The organism is Vibrio sp. R15-SG3-ISO1B (assembly GCF_059833835.1).
Map to the genome: position 1 here is coordinate 87141 of NZ_JCBDGG010000005.1, position 14994 is coordinate 102134.

Genomic DNA, 14994 nt, shown 5'->3' on the forward strand with positions numbered 1-14994 from the left:
AGAGTCCCTCATTATTGGTTCCCCACGGGCGATGTCCTGCTCAGCTGATGAGATCAAGCTGAAGGTGGAATCTGCTAGAATTTATATCATTCAACCTGAGTGGTTGAGATGATGTTGCAACGCAGCGGCGCACTCAGCGAGGTGCGCGGTAAGAGAGCGGAGTAAGAGATGAAATTCGTTGATGAAGCGGTCGTTAAAGTTCAAGCCGGCGACGGCGGTAGTGGTGTTGTCAGTTTTTGGCGCGAAAAATTCGTAACCAAAGGTGGCCCTGATGGTGGTGATGGTGGTGACGGTGGTGATGTTTACATCCTAGCGGACGAGAACCTCAACACCCTAATTGATTACCGTTTTCAGCGCTTCTATGAAGCAGAGCGTGGCGAAAATGGCCGCGGCGGTAACTGTACGGGTAAACGCGGAAAAGACAAAGTGTTGCGCGTGCCTGTTGGTACACGTGCGGTGGATATCCACACCAATGAGATCGTGGCTGAAGTGGCCGAGCATGGCAAAAAAGTCATGGTCGCAAAAGGCGGTTGGCACGGTTTAGGTAACACGCGTTTTAAATCCTCGGTGAACCGTGCACCACGTCAAAAGACGCTGGGTACGAAAGGTGAAATCCGTGAGCTGCGTTTAGAGCTATTACTATTGGCCGATGTGGGTATGCTTGGTCTTCCTAATGCGGGTAAATCGACCTTTATTCGCGCCGTTTCTGCGGCGAAGCCGAAAGTGGCGGACTACCCATTCACGACCTTGATCCCAAGCTTGGGTGTGGTCAGTGTTGTCCCAGAGAAAAGCTTTGTTGTCGCCGACATCCCGGGCCTCATCGAAGGCGCGGCAGACGGTGCCGGTCTTGGTATTCGATTCTTGAAGCATCTTGAGCGTTGTCGCGTGTTGCTGCATATGATCGATATCATGCCGATTGATCAATCGGATCCGGTGCAAAATGCGCTGACGATCATTGATGAGCTTGAGCAGTATAGCGAGAAGCTTGCGGATAAGCCTCGTTGGTTGGTCTTCAATAAAGTGGATCTGATGCCAGAAGAGGAAGCCAATGAAGTGATTCAAGCTATCCTTGATGCACTGGGTTGGGAAGACGAGTACTTCAAAATCTCTGCCATCAACCGACAAGGTACTAAGGAGCTGTGCTACAAGCTGGCTGACTTTATGGAATCTCTACCACGCGAAGAGGAAGAGATCTCTGAAGAAGATAAGGTCAACTTCATGTGGGATGATTACCACAAAGATGCCATGTCAGGTAAAGACGTCATCACTGAAGATGAAGACGACTGGGATGATTGGGACGACGAAGAAGACGACGGTCATGTGGTCTACGTCCGCGATTAATTAAACCTTTTGAAGCAGCCGCAATCACATATTGCGGCTGTTTTTTTACCTACATCAATACGTATAGTGTGTGTGAGTTGCACAATAGGGCTCTTTCTTGATCAATATAAGCAGCCTTTGGCTGTGACTTCTCTCTAATGGAATAGGACATCGGTAATATGGCATCGAAGCAGCGAGCTGTCTCTCGCTTGATTGCCCAAGCAGGGCAAGTGCTCTTGGCTCACGGCGCGGAAAGCACGTTGGTGGGCGATTTGATGCGCCGCTTTGGGCGCGCCTCTGGAATGGATGAGGTGGAAATCTCGCTATCATCAAGTTCACTCGTCGTGACGACCTTATATCAGCAGCACTGCATCACCACCACTCGCAGTTGCCCCGACCGCGGCATTAATATGCGTGCCGTCACTCAAATCCAACGTATCTGCATTATGCTTGAGCGCGGCGTGATTGACTATGAGATGGCGCAGCGCAAGCTCAACGCCATCAGCCCCGAGCGATATAACCGTTGGTTGGTGGTTGGGATGATTGGCTTATCATGCGCCGCCTTTAGCCGCTTAGCAGGAGGCGACTGGACAGTGTTTATGATGACGTTTCTCGCCTCATCCGGTGGCATGATCGTGCGCCAAGAGATAGGCCATCGTCACTTTAACCCGCTGATGAACTTTGCAGTAACGGCGTTTGTCACCACAGTGATTTCGGCCCAAGCCGTGATTTATGAGCTGGGTAATGCACCATCGATTGTGATGGCGTCTTCTGTGTTGATGCTCGTGCCGGGCTTTCCGTTGATCAATGCGGTGGCTGATATGCTCAAAGGCTACACCAACATGGGCATCGCTCGATTCGTGATGGCAAGCTTACTGACGTTGGCGACCTGTTTGGGCATTGTCGCCGCGATGAGTGTGGTTGGCGTTCGTGGATGGGTGGTGTGATGATGGATGTCGGAATGGAACTGTTGTTAGGTCTACTCAATGATATGTTGTTCGCCGCCATACCCGCGGTGGGCTTTGCTCTGGTGTTCAATGTGCCGCAAAAAGCCTTGCTGTATTGCGCACTGGGTGGTGCGATTGGTCATGGCTCACGCTATCTGATGATGCAATTTGGCGTGCCGATTGAGTGGGCGACGTTTTTTGCGGCCATGATCGTCAGCATGGTGGGGATTGTTTGGTCACGCCGATTTTTGGCGCATCCGAAAGTGTTTACTGTCGCGGCGTTGATCCCCATGGTGCCGGGCGTGTTTGCTTTTAAAGCTATGATTGCATTAGTCGAGCTCAACCATGTGGGTTACAGCCCTGAGTTGGTGGCCATGCTGCTCGAAAATTTTCTCAAGGCGATGTTTATTATTGCAGGATTGGCGGTTGGCTTAGCGATGCCTGGGTTGCTATTCTATCGCCGCAAACCCATTGTATAGCGTTGATATTGCGCAGTCTTGATTAGGAGTAGAGTATGATCATCAGTATGATCGCGGCGATGGCCCAGGATCGTGTCATTGGAAAAGATAACCAAATGCCGTGGCATCTGCCCGCTGACTTTGCGTGGTTCAAGCGCTGTACGATGGGCAAGCCTGTGGTGATGGGGCGCAAAACGTATCAGTCGATAGGTCGTCCTTTACCGGGACGAACCAATATTGTCATTAGCCGAGACAGTAGTTTGTCTATTGAAGGAGTGACGATGGTGGCATCGATTGAGCAGGCGCTTGCCGCAGCTGGCGACGTCGAGGAAGTGATGATCATCGGTGGCGGCTCCATCTATCAACACTGTCTGGCGCAAGCAGATAAGTTGTACCTGACCTTTATTGATGCCTCGGTAGAGGGCGATACCCAGTTCCCAGACTGGGGCGATGCGTATCAAGAAACCTACCGCGAAGCCTACGCTGCGGATGAGAAAAATCGCTACGATATGCAGTTTGTGGTGTTAGAAAAGTAGGGCAGTACTCTGGCGCGGACCATTCCCGTTCGCGCTCTTTTTACCTAATAGCGTTACCTAATAGCGCTTGCACTCGCCCATTTTGTCCCTAAGCTCCATCACCCATCACCCATCACCCATCACCCCAAACCTCTACTATTTCTTCCCCGCTGCGACACTGTGGTAACGCTGCTTTTCCCAATGGAGTAAGGTCAGTTTTCCGCCCCACACGCAGCCAGTGTCTAAGCCAATCACTTCCTTGCTCTGGTAGCCTTCTAAGGCCGCCCAATGACCAAACAGCACGGGCTTTTCCAGTGCGATACGACTGGGCAGTTTAAACCAAGGCATCAATTCACCACCGCTCACTTGTTTTGGTGGCAGTTTGCAAGCCATGTCTAGTCGACCATCGGCAAAACAAAATCGCATCCGCGTGAAGGCATTGATGGTGTAGCGATAGCGCTCTAATCCGCTTAGTGCGTTGTGCCATTTGTCTGGTTGGTTGGCATACATGTTTTCAATCAGCCAAGGCCAATCGTCACTTTTTAAAATCGCTTCCACTTCGGCGGCGCACGCTCTGGCCTCTGCGAGATCCCAGTCAGGTGAGATGCCCGCATGGCACATCACGAACTCGTCATGTTCTGCCAATAACGGCTGTTGTCTCAACCAGTCAAGCAGTGCCTGTTTATCGGGCGCATCAAAAATCGGCGCCGTTTTGTCTTTGTCTTTTTTCTTATGGATACCCAGCGCAACAGCCAGAAGGTGTAAATCGTGGTTACCGAGCACCACTTTGGCGCTCTCGCCGAGGCTTTGGACAAAGCGCAGGGTTTCCAGTGATTTGGGCCCGCGTGCGACCAAATCGCCGGCGAACCAGAGGGTATCTTTTTTGGGTTTGAATTTGATGTTACTGAGGAGTTGCTGCAATTCGTCAAAGCAGCCTTGAATGTCACCGACAATATAGGTAGCCAAACTGTTGTCCTAATTTAGTTAAGAATATTGGGCAGTGCGAGGCGAAAAGGTTCAATCTCGGCATGGAACTCTCGACCTTGCTCATCGTGCATTATGTATTGGCCTTGCATAACACCGACCGGTGTTTCGAGTGCAGTACCACTGCTGTACGTGTATTCATCACCGGCGGCGATAAATGGCTGCTGGCCGACGACGCCATCGCCTTCCACCGTCATCTGCTTGCCATTAGCATCGGTAATCAGCCAGCGTCGGCTGATCAATTGCACGGTCTGATTGCTGAGGTTTTTTATGGTGACCATGTAGGCGAAAATATAGCGCTTCGCGTGTGGTTGAGACTGCTCAGGGATATAGCGAGTATTGACCTGAACTTTGATGCAAGGGTCGACATCCATTTCACACCTCCAAAAAAGAAAAAGGGCGACAATGCGTGGCACTGTCCCCCTTATACTAGATGATTTTATTGATGTTTTGCATCCAGCCAGTTGGCGAGGGAGACAAATTGCTGCAAGGTGAGGTTCTCTGGTCGCATGCCAGGGTTAATACCTAGTGCTTCAAGCGATTCTGCATCAATCAGTGACTTGTAGCAGTTGCGCACGGTTTTACGGCGCTGGTTGAAGCCCTCACGGCAAACGCGATCAAGCCAATTCAAGCTGGTCGCTGGGTAAGGCAGCGTCTCGTAAGGCACCAAACGAACCACAGCTGAGTCGACTTTCGGTGGCGGAACAAACGCCGTCGGCGGCACTTCAAGGACCGGCACCACTTTGCAGTAGTATTGTGCCATCACCGTCAAGCGGCCGTATGCCTTAGTACCAGGGCCTGCAGCGAGGCGGTTCACTACTTCTTTTTGCAACATAAAGTGCATGTCTTGTACGTCTTTATGGTACTCAAAAAGGTGGAACATCAACGGCGTTGAGATATTGTATGGCAGGTTGCCGAAGATACGCAGCTTGTTGTTCGGCTTAACGAGTTGCGAGAAGTCGAAACGCATCGCATCGCCTTCATGAATGGTCAGCTTATCCGCCAGTTCAGGGTGATTGCGTAGGCGCTCTGCTAGATCGCGATCGAGCTCGATCACGGTGAATTTATCCACTTCACGACCGACTGGCTCAGTGATGGCGCCAAGGCCAGGGCCGATCTCAACCAAGTTCTGCCCAGGTAGTGGGTTGATGGCCGAGACGATACCGTCAATGATGTATGGGTCGTTTAAAAAGTTCTGACCAAAGCGTTTACGTGCTTTGTGTCCTAAGTGGACATCGTTTCTCATAATGATCTCAAGTTAACTGGGTTTCTTTTCCACTAGCTCAATCGCATGAGCCAGTGCAGTTCTAAAGCTTCCTGTGTCCGCATCGCCTGTTCCTGCAAGATCTAATGCGGTGCCGTGATCAACGGAGGTCCTAATAAAGGGCAAGCCCAAAGTAATGTTTACTGAGCGCCCAAATCCTTTGTATTTTAGTACAGGAAGTACCTGATCGTGGTACATCCCTAATACGGCGTCCGCCTCTTCAAGGTATTTTTCGTTGAAGATGGTGTCAGCGGGTAACGGCCCGATGAGGTCGATGCCATCGCGCTCGCGTAAGCGCTCTAATGTTGGCGTTATCGTCTCTATCTCTTCTCGGCCTAAGCAACCGTCTTCACCTGCGTGTGGGTTTAAGCCACACACGTAAATTTTCGGTGATGGGATCGCAAATTTCTCGACCAAATCTTGGTGAAGAATATGGATGATGGCTTCCAAGCGTTCAGTGGTGACCGCTTTGGACACATACGCTAAAGGTATGTGTGTGGTGACAAGCGCGACGCGCAAGCCTTGTGTCGCCAACATCATGACCACCAGTGGCGTATTCGACTTTTCAGCGAAAAACTCAGTATGGCCACTGAATGCAACACCTGCACGGTTGATGACCCCTTTGTGCACAGGGCCGGTGACAATAGCATCAAATTCACTATTCATACAGCCCAAAGCGGCTCTTTCGAGCGTTTTTAGTACGTAGTGACCGTTCGTTTCATTGAGTTCGCCCGCAATGCAGGGGGCATCCATCGCAATGTGATCGACAATCAGCGTACCTTGACGCTGTGGGCTCGGGTCGCTGCCTTGCTCATAATCCAGCAGCTCAACCTCTATGCCGAGTTGCTCAGCGCGCTCGGCGAGTAAGGACTTGTCGGCGCACACCACTATCTGATGAGTCCAACTCTCTTTGGAGAGCGCAAGAACTAAGTCTGGGCCAATACCGGCAGGTTCACCGGCGGTGACTACGATACGTCTAATTGTCATCTTGCTCATCCTCAACCATTTCGACAAAGGCGCTGGCGCGGATCTCTTGAATCCATGTGCTGGCTTCTTCATTAAATTTGCGGTTGAACAGGATGCGATACGCGCGGTTTTTCAGCGCAGAGTCCGTGCGGTCCACCTCGCGGCGATCGAGGACTTCGACAATGTGCCAACCATGAACGGTTTTAAACGGCGCACTGATCTCTCCAGCCGGTAAGGTGTCCACTTGGTGTTTGAACTCAGGTACGTAGAGATCTGAGGTTTGATAGCCGAGTTCACCATCGCGTGCGGCAGAGCCTGGATCTTGGCTGTATTGCTGCGCCATCTCACCAAAGGTCGCTTCGCCATTGTTGATGCGTTCAATGATGTCGTTTAGCTCTTTTTGCACCCCTTCATCACTGAGGATCACCGTCGGCTTAATCAGGATATGACGCGCGTTTACCTCGGTCACCGCCACGGTTTCTAGCCCTTTGACATCGTCGATTTTGAGGATATGGAAACCGACACCACTGCGAAATGGACCAATGATGGTGCCTTTGTTTTGCAAGCTAATTTGGTCGGCGAAGATGGTCGGCATCTCTTCTTTACGCATCCAGCCCCAATCGCCACCTTCCAGGGCTTTCGGGCCTTTTGAATAGGTGTAGGCCATGGTGCTAAAATCTTCACCCTGATTGAGGCGTTCAACGAGCGCCTTGGCCTCTTTTTCTACCGCAGTTTTGTCTTCGCCATCGTCGACACGTAACTGAATGTGGCTGATTTTGTACTGCACGGTAGCGTTGGTCTCTTGCGCGAGAATATCCGCTAGGTTATCGACCTCAGCCGGCAGAATGTTGATGCGGCGACGAACCAGTGCATTGCGTGCTTCGCTCGCCGCGATTTCTTTGCGGATTTGTTCACGAAATTCAGGATAACTCAAACCTTCACTGACAATAGCGTTGCTCAGTTCTTCGATGGTCTGGTTGTTGTTTTCGGCAATCTCAGCTATGGCTTGGTTAAGACGGTTGTCATCAATACGCACACCCAATCGTTCGGCTTCTTGCTGCTGAATGGTATCAACGATAAGTTTTTCCGTGACTTGTTCACGCAGCGTCGCTTCATCGGGTAACGCTTGGTTGTTTTTACGCGCGTTGGCTTTCAATGTTTTCAGTGATGCGTTGATGTCACTGTGTAAAATCACCCCGTCATTGACGATGACGGAAACGCCATCCAGCTCAACCGGCTGCGCGTGAGCGATGGCAACTTGGCTCGCGGCAACAAGCGCGAGTAGGGTGTGTTTCAATGGTTTCATTAACATCCTATCCATTATTAGGCTCCTGCAGCCTCGCAGCAGGAGAGAGATTTAGTTGTTTAAGAAGAATGGGCGACCGTAGCCGAGGGAGTTGCCTGCACTGTCCATCCCTGCCATTCCTGAGCCTGCCCCAATATTTGTGCCAAAGCCGATAATGCCAAAGTTAACACTAAAGTTATTTTCATAGACAGGGTCTGAATCTGGATAACTTGAGAAGCTAGGATCCCAGCTATCCAGCTGATTGCTGTAGGTGAAGCCGATATACCAGCAGTCGTCGGTATAGTTCACTCTCGCCAGCCACTCTAATGCCTCGTTGGTCGTGACATCATGAAAGTACTGAGCACCTACACTCCAGTGGCGGGAGATATTATAGCTGGCCAAAATACCGGCTTGAGAAATACCTTCTTCCGTGATGCTGTCTAGGTCACCTAAGCTGTCGCCTAATGTTTGCTCAATATAGTCTCTCGTGACATATCGGTAATTACCTTGAAGGTAACCACCATTGAATCGATACTCCAGTGTGCTGTTGGCGAGTTGTACTTCTTCCGCATCTATATCGTATTGGATACCACCATGATAGAACAAGAAATCATCATAGTTGAAATCCATTTCGACGGCCCACGCAGAGTAGTTGGATGTGCTATCAGTATCGCTATCAGTGTCACTATCCGTGAGAGACTGGTTTTTTATGCCATTCTTCAAGTAGAAGATTTGTCCAAAGGAGACGTTCAATCTTTCTTTAAACTGGTCGTCTAAGAAACGAGTCGATGCACCGTAGCTAATTTGGTTAGCGTGAGCAATTTTATCAACACCACTGTATCGACGACTGCGAAATAAGCCGTAATAGTCGGTTTGCATCAAGGTTGTATCATATGTTGCGATGTCGCTTTGGTCTTGATTCGGGACGTAGACATATTGAATTTGTGGTTCTAGTGTCTGCGTATAACTGTCTAACACGACAGTATCTCGCTCCAAAATCAGACCTGCGTGAGTTCTAAATTCGGGTATTACACGAGACACGCTCTCTTTTAATCCATAATAATCGCTATCATCATCTGTGATATCGACACCTTCGAGGTCTTGTTGATAGTAGGTACCTAGCAAGCGTGCTTCGGTTGTCCATGAACCCCAAGTCGTACCAATAGGAATTTTGAATCCAGGCTCGACGTGTACGCGAGTGGCACTGGGCTTTCCGTCAGCGTCAGTGTCAAAGCGGGATATGTGACTGATTACATCAAAGTCTAGATAGCGCAGTACTTCAGGCGCATAATAGTTAAACTCCAGTTGAGGTAACAGTCGGTATGGAAGGCTGCTAGTACTTTCGGTTAATAGCTGAAAGTCACGGGTGAGGATTGATGCGTCCCAAGAATCACTACGGTACGTCGCTTGTGCTTCTTGAATCAATTGCCCATCTTCTCTATTACCGATACTGGAGTCTACGTGGGAGAAGTAGTCAATATCACTGACTTTTGAGTAATCCACCTCAAACTTCCAGCTTTGTCTAAATATGCCATTGTGTTGCCATTGCAAACCCCAACGATCACCGTAATCAGTGTACTTCTTATCATCTGGCAAGTATTCCGATTTGATATTAGTGTTGCCCAGCGTCGACAGATAGCGGAATTCACTATTGAGTTGCGTCCCACGGTTTTGCATGTATTTGAGTGTGGTTTCGAGGTCATAGTTGGGGGCTAAGTTCCAGTAAAACGGCACCTCCATTTCAAAACCATCGCTTGAACCGTATGAGACCGTCGGATACAAAAAGCCTGTCTTACGAGTGTCTCCGATAGGTACGGTCAAATAAGGCAAGTAGAATACGGGCACATTGACGATTTCGAAACGCGGATTGTAGAAGGTCGCTTCTTCTTCGTTTTGGTCAACATCGATACTAGAGGCACGCAGTCGCCATGATTTATCACCTTCCGGGCAAGAGGTAATCGTACCGTCTTCGATTTCGTACATCGCCTTACCCGTCTTGGCCACGTAAACCGCTTCACCGCGCCCTGGCTCACACAAGAATTGATACTGGGTGTTCTCCAATGTCACTTCTTCTGTGTTGAGGTTGTTGGTGGCTTTCTCTGATATACTTTTCAGCTCACCGTCGCTGAACATCACGTTCCCTTCCGCAACTACGATGTTTTCTTGCTGGTGGAGGGTGACGTTATCGGCACGCATCTGCTTCTTGCCTTGAACGACCACAACGTTACCGCTGTAGGTCGCTTTATCGCCGTTGATCGCCTCTAAGCTGTCTGCTTCGACATTGATGGGATCTTGATTCGGGTTATCAGACTCAGGTTCGTTGATTAAGCATTGATCAATAGAGGGCAGTTCCTGCACACTATCGTCTACGGTTACTTCAGATAAGGCCTGAGGGACATAGAGCGCAGCGCCGATCGATGCGGCCAGTAAGGTGCGGGGGAAAAATGACATCGAGTTTTACTATCCTGTTGAACTTGATATATCCGGTGAATAGGTAACCGAATCTAAGATAAAACGGTCTTTATAATAAAGTAAATTGTGGCGTACGGCACTATCAGACCGCGTTGAGAAGAAAAAATTCAGAGGTTGAGAGCATATAATGCACATTTTCGGCAAAATCCTTGGCACTTTTTTTGGTTTTCTGTTTGGAGGACCATTTGGGGCGTTGTTCGGTCTTTTTCTAGGCCATCAGTTTGATAAAGCACGCCGTTTAAGACAGGCGGGGTTCAATAGCGGCTTTGGTGAAGGACCAAGCCAAGCGCAGCGCCAAGAAGAGTTTTTTAAAGCGGCGTTCTCCGTGATGGGGCACGTTGCGAAATCAAAAGGGCAGGTCACTCGCGAGGAGATCCAGCTGGCTTCAACGATGATGGATCGCATGAACCTGCATGGTGAGCAGAAATTAGCGGCACAAGAAGCCTTCAGAGAAGGAAAAAGCGCAGATTTCCCATTGGAGCGAGTCTTAGAGCGTGTCCGCATCTCAACCGGAGGTCGTTTTGATTTGCTGCAGTTTTTTCTCGAGTTACAACTATCTGCAGCGTTTGCGGATGGCGAGATTCACCCGGCAGAGCGCAATGTCCTGCACAAGATTGCACAAGGTTTGGGGTTTTCATCAGAACAACTTGAGCAACGCCTTCGCATGCAAGAAGCGGCGTTTCGTTTTCAACGCGGGGGTTTTGGTGGCAGCAATGGTGGGCACTCTCATCAATCTGGCGGGCAGTGGCAGCAAGCGAGTACCGCAGATCAACTGAGCGATGCCTACAAATTACTGGGTATTGATAGCAGCGCTGATGCCAAAGCGATCAAGCGTGCCTATCGTAAACTGATGAATGAGCATCATCCAGATAAGTTGATGGCGAAGGGCCTCCCCCCTGAAATGATGAATGTCGCGAAAGAAAAAGCGCAGGAAATTCAAAACGCTTACGACTTGATTAAGAAAAGCAAAGGCTTTTAGTAAAAACATGTGCCCGACGCTGGTCGCTGGTCGGGCACATATCCTTATCAATCTTTGACCAGTTGCGTCACTGTATCTGCAACGTTCTGCGCTCCTTGTCGAATCTCGTCAATCAGGGCTTGTGTCTCCTGCAACTGCTGGTTGCATTCGACGACTCTCGCTTGAATCTGCGCCATGGTTTCCTCAGATTCTGAAGTCAACTCACTGTTGCGCTTAACAATATTCCCTATCTCATCGGTCGCTTTCGTTGTATTCGCTGCGAGGTTTCGCACCTCGTCAGCAACAACCGCAAACCCGCGGCCAAACTCCCCTGCGCGTGCGGCCTCTATGGCGGCATTCAGTGCGAGTAAGTTGGTTTGATCGGCAATGTTGGAGATGGTCGTGACAATGTGGGTAATTTGTTGCGATTGCTCCGTCAGTTTCCCCATTAGAGTGGAAGCGGTACTGACTGATACGTCAATTTGATTGGCGACATCGGTCGCGGTACCTAGCGTTCGAGCGCCATCATTGGCAATGTCTAAAGTGTGAAGCGAGGTCTGCTGAGCCACCTTAGAGGCATCTCTTATAGCCTGCTGATGAAGAATTCGGTCAGTGATATCACGGGCAAATTTCACCACACGCACCACCTTGCCATGACGATCAAAAACAGGGTTGTAGGTCGCTTCTAACCACAGTATCTCACCGTGCTTGTTACGTCTTTCAAAGAGCCCGCCTTTGAACTCGCCTTTGGCTAGTGAGGGCCAAAAATTTGGATTGTTGTGGATGAAATCTTCGCTACAAAAAATGTGGTGATGCTGACCTCGAATCTCAGAAAGCTTATAGCCAACACAGGCGCAGAAGTTATCGTTGGCATTGATGATTTCCCCTTTTGGGGTAAATTCAATATAGGCCATGGATTTTTTAAGCGATTCAAAAATGGCTTCTTGATTGTCTAGGCGGTGCTTTTTCTCCGTGACATCACTAGCGACTTTGATCACTTTGACCACTTTATTATTGTCATCTTTCACGGGAACGTAGGTCGCCTCAATCCAAATCTCTTCGCTCCCCTTACGAAGGCGTCTGAAGGTGCCTGTCTGAGGCTGTCCATTGGCTAGATCGCGCCAAAATTGTTGATAATCGGAAGAAGAGGTCAGGATCGAATCACAAAAAAGGCGATGATGTTTACCCTGAACGTCACTCAATTGGTAGCCGAGTGTGTCGAGAAATAAGTGATTTGCGGTGATGACATGACCGTCAGGCTGAAACTCAATGTAGGCAACGCTGGATTTGATGGCGCTGAACACTTGCGCAGAGGTACGCATTCCATTGAGTTCAAGATCAGTGTAAGCAGAGTCTTTACGGCTGCGAAAAAATAACATAAATGGCCTCATTGGCACCAACAGGGTGCGTTAGGTCGATGAAATATAAAAAGGAGTGCTACTTTCTAATGAGTGCTTGTTATCAACCTAGCCGAAAAGGCTGACGCATACTTATACTAACTTAGTTTATATGTGGCACAGATTTAAAAAATGTCTCGTTTTTAAGAGTTTGAAAAATTAGCGTTTACTAATATTTAAATCGAACGATACGAGAGAGCTGTAGTATGATTAGAGAGGACACGACAATTAAGTATGGGATCTAAAAAGGCGAGTTAACCTTTGGTTACTCGCCTTCTAGAATTGGTGGCCCCTCCCAGACTTGAACTGGGGACCAATCGATTATGAGTCGACTGCTCTAACCACTGAGCTAAGGGGCCGTAGGGCATCGATTATAGGGGAAGCCCCCGAAGCTGTCTAGCCGCAAGCATGGCTAAATGCGCTTAGTTTTTATTCACTTAAGTCTGCTAATAATAAAAAAGGTGAGCGCTTGCTCACCTTTTCATCAATCATGAGTCTTAGCGTGAATTACTCATCCAAGAAGCTGCGCAGAGTTTCTGAGCGGCTAGGGTGGCGCAATTTACGTAGCGCTTTCGCTTCGATCTGACGAATACGCTCACGCGTTACATCGAACTGCTTACCGACTTCTTCCAGAGTGTGGTCTGTATTCATGTCGATACCAAAGCGCATGCGCAGTACTTTTGCTTCACGAGGTGTGAGGCCGGCCAGTACGTCTTTGGTGGCCACTTTCAAGCTGGTGGCGGTGGCAGAATCGAGAGGCAACTCAAGCGTGGTGTCCTCGATAAAATCACCTAGATGTGAATCTTCATCATCACCGATCGGTGTTTCCATTGAGATTGGCTCTTTGGCGATCTTCAGCACTTTACGGATCTTATCCTCTGGCATCTGCATGCGCTCAGCCAACTCTTCCGGTAGGGGCTCACGACCCATCTCTTGCAACATTTGACGAGAGATACGGTTGAGTTTGTTGATCGTTTCGATCATGTGTACCGGAATACGGATCGTACGTGCTTGGTCTGCAATCGAGCGAGTGATTGCCTGACGAATCCACCATGTTGCGTAGGTCGAGAATTTGTAACCACGACGGTATTCAAATTTGTCGACCGCTTTCATCAAGCCGATGTTACCTTCTTGGATAAGATCCAAGAACTGTAGACCACGGTTGGTGTATTTCTTCGCAATCGAGATAACCAGACGTAAGTTCGCTTCCACCATCTCTTTCTTCGCACGGCGAGCTTTCGCTTCACCAATCGACATACGGCGGCTGATCTCTTTGATGTTTTGCACCGTCAAAGAGGTCTCTTCTTCAATCGCTTTTAGCTTCATGATCGAGCGGCGGATGTCGTCTTCGCTGCGACGAACTTTCTCTGCGTACGGCTTGTCAGAAGCAAGGATCTCATCAAGCCAAGCGTCGCTAGATTCATTGCCGGTAAAGAGCGTAATGAACGATTTCTTCGGCATTTTGCCGTATTCAACGGCCGCTTTCATGATCAGACGTTCTTGAGTACGAACGCGCTCCATCGAGGTGCGAAGTTCATCGACCAAGTAGTCAAACTGCTTCGGCGTCAGACGGAACTCTTTGAATACGTCGAGGACGAGTTCATGAGCGATTTGCGCTTTCGGACTCTCTTTGCCGTACTCGTTACAGGCGAGCTGGAAGTTCTGGAAGGTATTACGCAGCGACGTGAACTTCTCTAGTGCAAGCTCAGGGTCGATACCAGTATCTTCTTCAGAGTCATCGTCATCTGAATCGTCCTCATCGTCATCCGCATCTTCTTCGTCTTCATCTTTCAAGTCAGACTGTGCGAGCTCAGAGCCGATGTGCGTCGCCGTCGGTGCTGTGGTCTCTTCTGCATCTGGATCAACAAAGCCAGTAATGAGATCGGTAAGACGAAGCTCTTCCGCTTGTACTTTGTCGAACTGCTCAAGAATGTATGGGATAGTGCCTGGGTATTCGGCAACAGCGTTTTGAACTTGGTTAATACCGTCTTCAATACGCTTAGCGATGTCGATTTCGCCCTCTCGAGTCAGAAGTTCAACCGTACCCATTTCACGCATGTACATGCGAACTGGGTCAGTTGTGCGGCCAATTTCGTTCTCTACGCTAGAAAGCGCCGCTGCCGCAGCTTCTGCTGCGTCTTCATCGGTAATGGTGTCATCATCATTCAATGCAAGATCATCGGCATCGGGCGCCGTTTCGACGACTCGAATGCCCATGTCATTGATCATCTGAATGATATCTTCAACCTGCTCGGAATCAACGATTTCTGCTGGCAGGTGGTCGTTTACTTCTGCGTAGGTCAGATAGCCTTGTTCCTTGCCTTTAATGACAAGTTGTTTCAGCTGTGACTGCGGATTTTGATCCATAGACGGTATCCAACTTAGTATCTGGTGAAGGAATTAGTATGCGAGTTGCAAACCACACATA

13 protein-coding genes and 1 tRNA gene are annotated in these 14994 nt (G+C 49.3%); 5 read left to right on the forward strand and 9 right to left on the reverse strand.

Annotated elements, in window-relative coordinates:
* The first annotated feature begins 168 nt into the window (after positions 1-168).
* From cgtA to folA, 4 genes are all read left to right on the forward strand, one after another.
* Entirely contained in the window at positions 169-1341 is a 1173-nt protein-coding gene (gene cgtA / locus AC6R0S_RS01640) for an Obg family GTPase CgtA (protein ID WP_500637083.1), read from the forward strand.
* Positions 1342-1499: 158 nt separating this feature from the next.
* A complete protein-coding gene (locus AC6R0S_RS01645) occupies positions 1500-2267 on the forward strand; it encodes a threonine/serine exporter family protein (protein WP_500637084.1) in 768 nt (255 codons plus the stop codon).
* On the forward strand, positions 2255-2746 hold the full coding sequence (locus AC6R0S_RS01650; protein WP_334553598.1) for a threonine/serine exporter family protein: 492 nt from the start codon (positions 2255-2257) through the stop codon (positions 2744-2746). The genes AC6R0S_RS01645 and AC6R0S_RS01650 overlap by 13 nt, the downstream gene beginning before the upstream one ends.
* A gap of 35 nt (positions 2747-2781) precedes the next feature.
* A complete protein-coding gene (gene folA, locus AC6R0S_RS01655; RefSeq protein WP_500637085.1) occupies positions 2782-3261 on the forward strand; it encodes a type 3 dihydrofolate reductase in 480 nt (159 codons plus the stop codon).
* Between the two features lie 135 nt (positions 3262-3396).
* Here folA and apaH read toward each other — a convergent pair whose 3' ends face one another.
* The 6 genes from apaH to lptD form a co-directional block, all read right to left on the reverse strand.
* On the reverse strand, positions 3397-4206 hold the full coding sequence (gene apaH, locus AC6R0S_RS01660; protein WP_500637086.1) for a bis(5'-nucleosyl)-tetraphosphatase (symmetrical) ApaH: 810 nt from the start codon (positions 4204-4206) through the stop codon (positions 3397-3399).
* Positions 4207-4220: 14 nt separating this feature from the next.
* Entirely contained in the window at positions 4221-4598 is a 378-nt protein-coding gene (gene apaG / locus AC6R0S_RS01665) for a Co2+/Mg2+ efflux facilitator ApaG/CorD (protein ID WP_334568374.1), read from the reverse strand.
* Between the two features lie 65 nt (positions 4599-4663).
* Positions 4664-5470, reverse strand: a complete 807-nt coding sequence (gene rsmA / locus AC6R0S_RS01670; RefSeq protein WP_334553605.1) for a 16S rRNA (adenine(1518)-N(6)/adenine(1519)-N(6))-dimethyltransferase RsmA — start codon at positions 5468-5470, stop codon at positions 4664-4666.
* 12 nt (positions 5471-5482) lie between these two features.
* A complete protein-coding gene (gene pdxA, locus AC6R0S_RS01675; protein ID WP_500637087.1) occupies positions 5483-6475 on the reverse strand; it encodes a 4-hydroxythreonine-4-phosphate dehydrogenase PdxA in 993 nt (330 codons plus the stop codon).
* Positions 6465-7760 carry a peptidylprolyl isomerase SurA gene (gene surA / locus AC6R0S_RS01680; RefSeq protein WP_500637088.1) on the reverse strand — a complete coding sequence of 432 codons (1296 nt, stop codon included), beginning with the start codon at positions 7758-7760 and terminating at the stop codon, positions 6465-6467. Before surA ends, pdxA begins: the two co-directional genes overlap by 11 nt.
* 51 nt (positions 7761-7811) lie before the next feature.
* Positions 7812-10190: an LPS assembly protein LptD gene (lptD, locus tag AC6R0S_RS01685; protein ID WP_500637089.1), complete on the reverse strand. Its 2379-nt coding sequence runs from the start codon at positions 10188-10190 to the stop codon at positions 7812-7814.
* A 148-nt stretch (positions 10191-10338) separates the two neighbouring features.
* Here lptD and djlA point away from each other — a divergent pair, with 148 nt between their 5' ends.
* On the forward strand, positions 10339-11190 hold the full coding sequence (djlA, locus tag AC6R0S_RS01690) for a co-chaperone DjlA (RefSeq protein WP_500631459.1): 852 nt from the start codon (positions 10339-10341) through the stop codon (positions 11188-11190).
* Positions 11191-11237: 47 nt separating this feature from the next.
* On the opposite strand, the gene AC6R0S_RS01695 is transcribed toward djlA, so the two are convergent.
* The 3 genes from AC6R0S_RS01695 to rpoD all read right to left on the reverse strand — a co-directional run bounded on the left by AC6R0S_RS01695 (position 11238) and on the right by rpoD (position 14933).
* Positions 11238-12548: a methyl-accepting chemotaxis protein gene (locus AC6R0S_RS01695; protein WP_500637090.1), complete on the reverse strand. Its 1311-nt coding sequence runs from the start codon at positions 12546-12548 to the stop codon at positions 11238-11240.
* A gap of 301 nt (positions 12549-12849) precedes the next feature.
* A tRNA-Ile gene (locus AC6R0S_RS01700) sits at positions 12850-12925 on the reverse strand.
* 148 nt (positions 12926-13073) lie between these two features.
* Positions 13074-14933 carry an RNA polymerase sigma factor RpoD gene (gene rpoD / locus AC6R0S_RS01705; RefSeq protein WP_500631461.1) on the reverse strand — a complete coding sequence of 620 codons (1860 nt, stop codon included), beginning with the start codon at positions 14931-14933 and terminating at the stop codon, positions 13074-13076.
* Between the last annotated feature and the right edge of the window lie 61 nt (positions 14934-14994).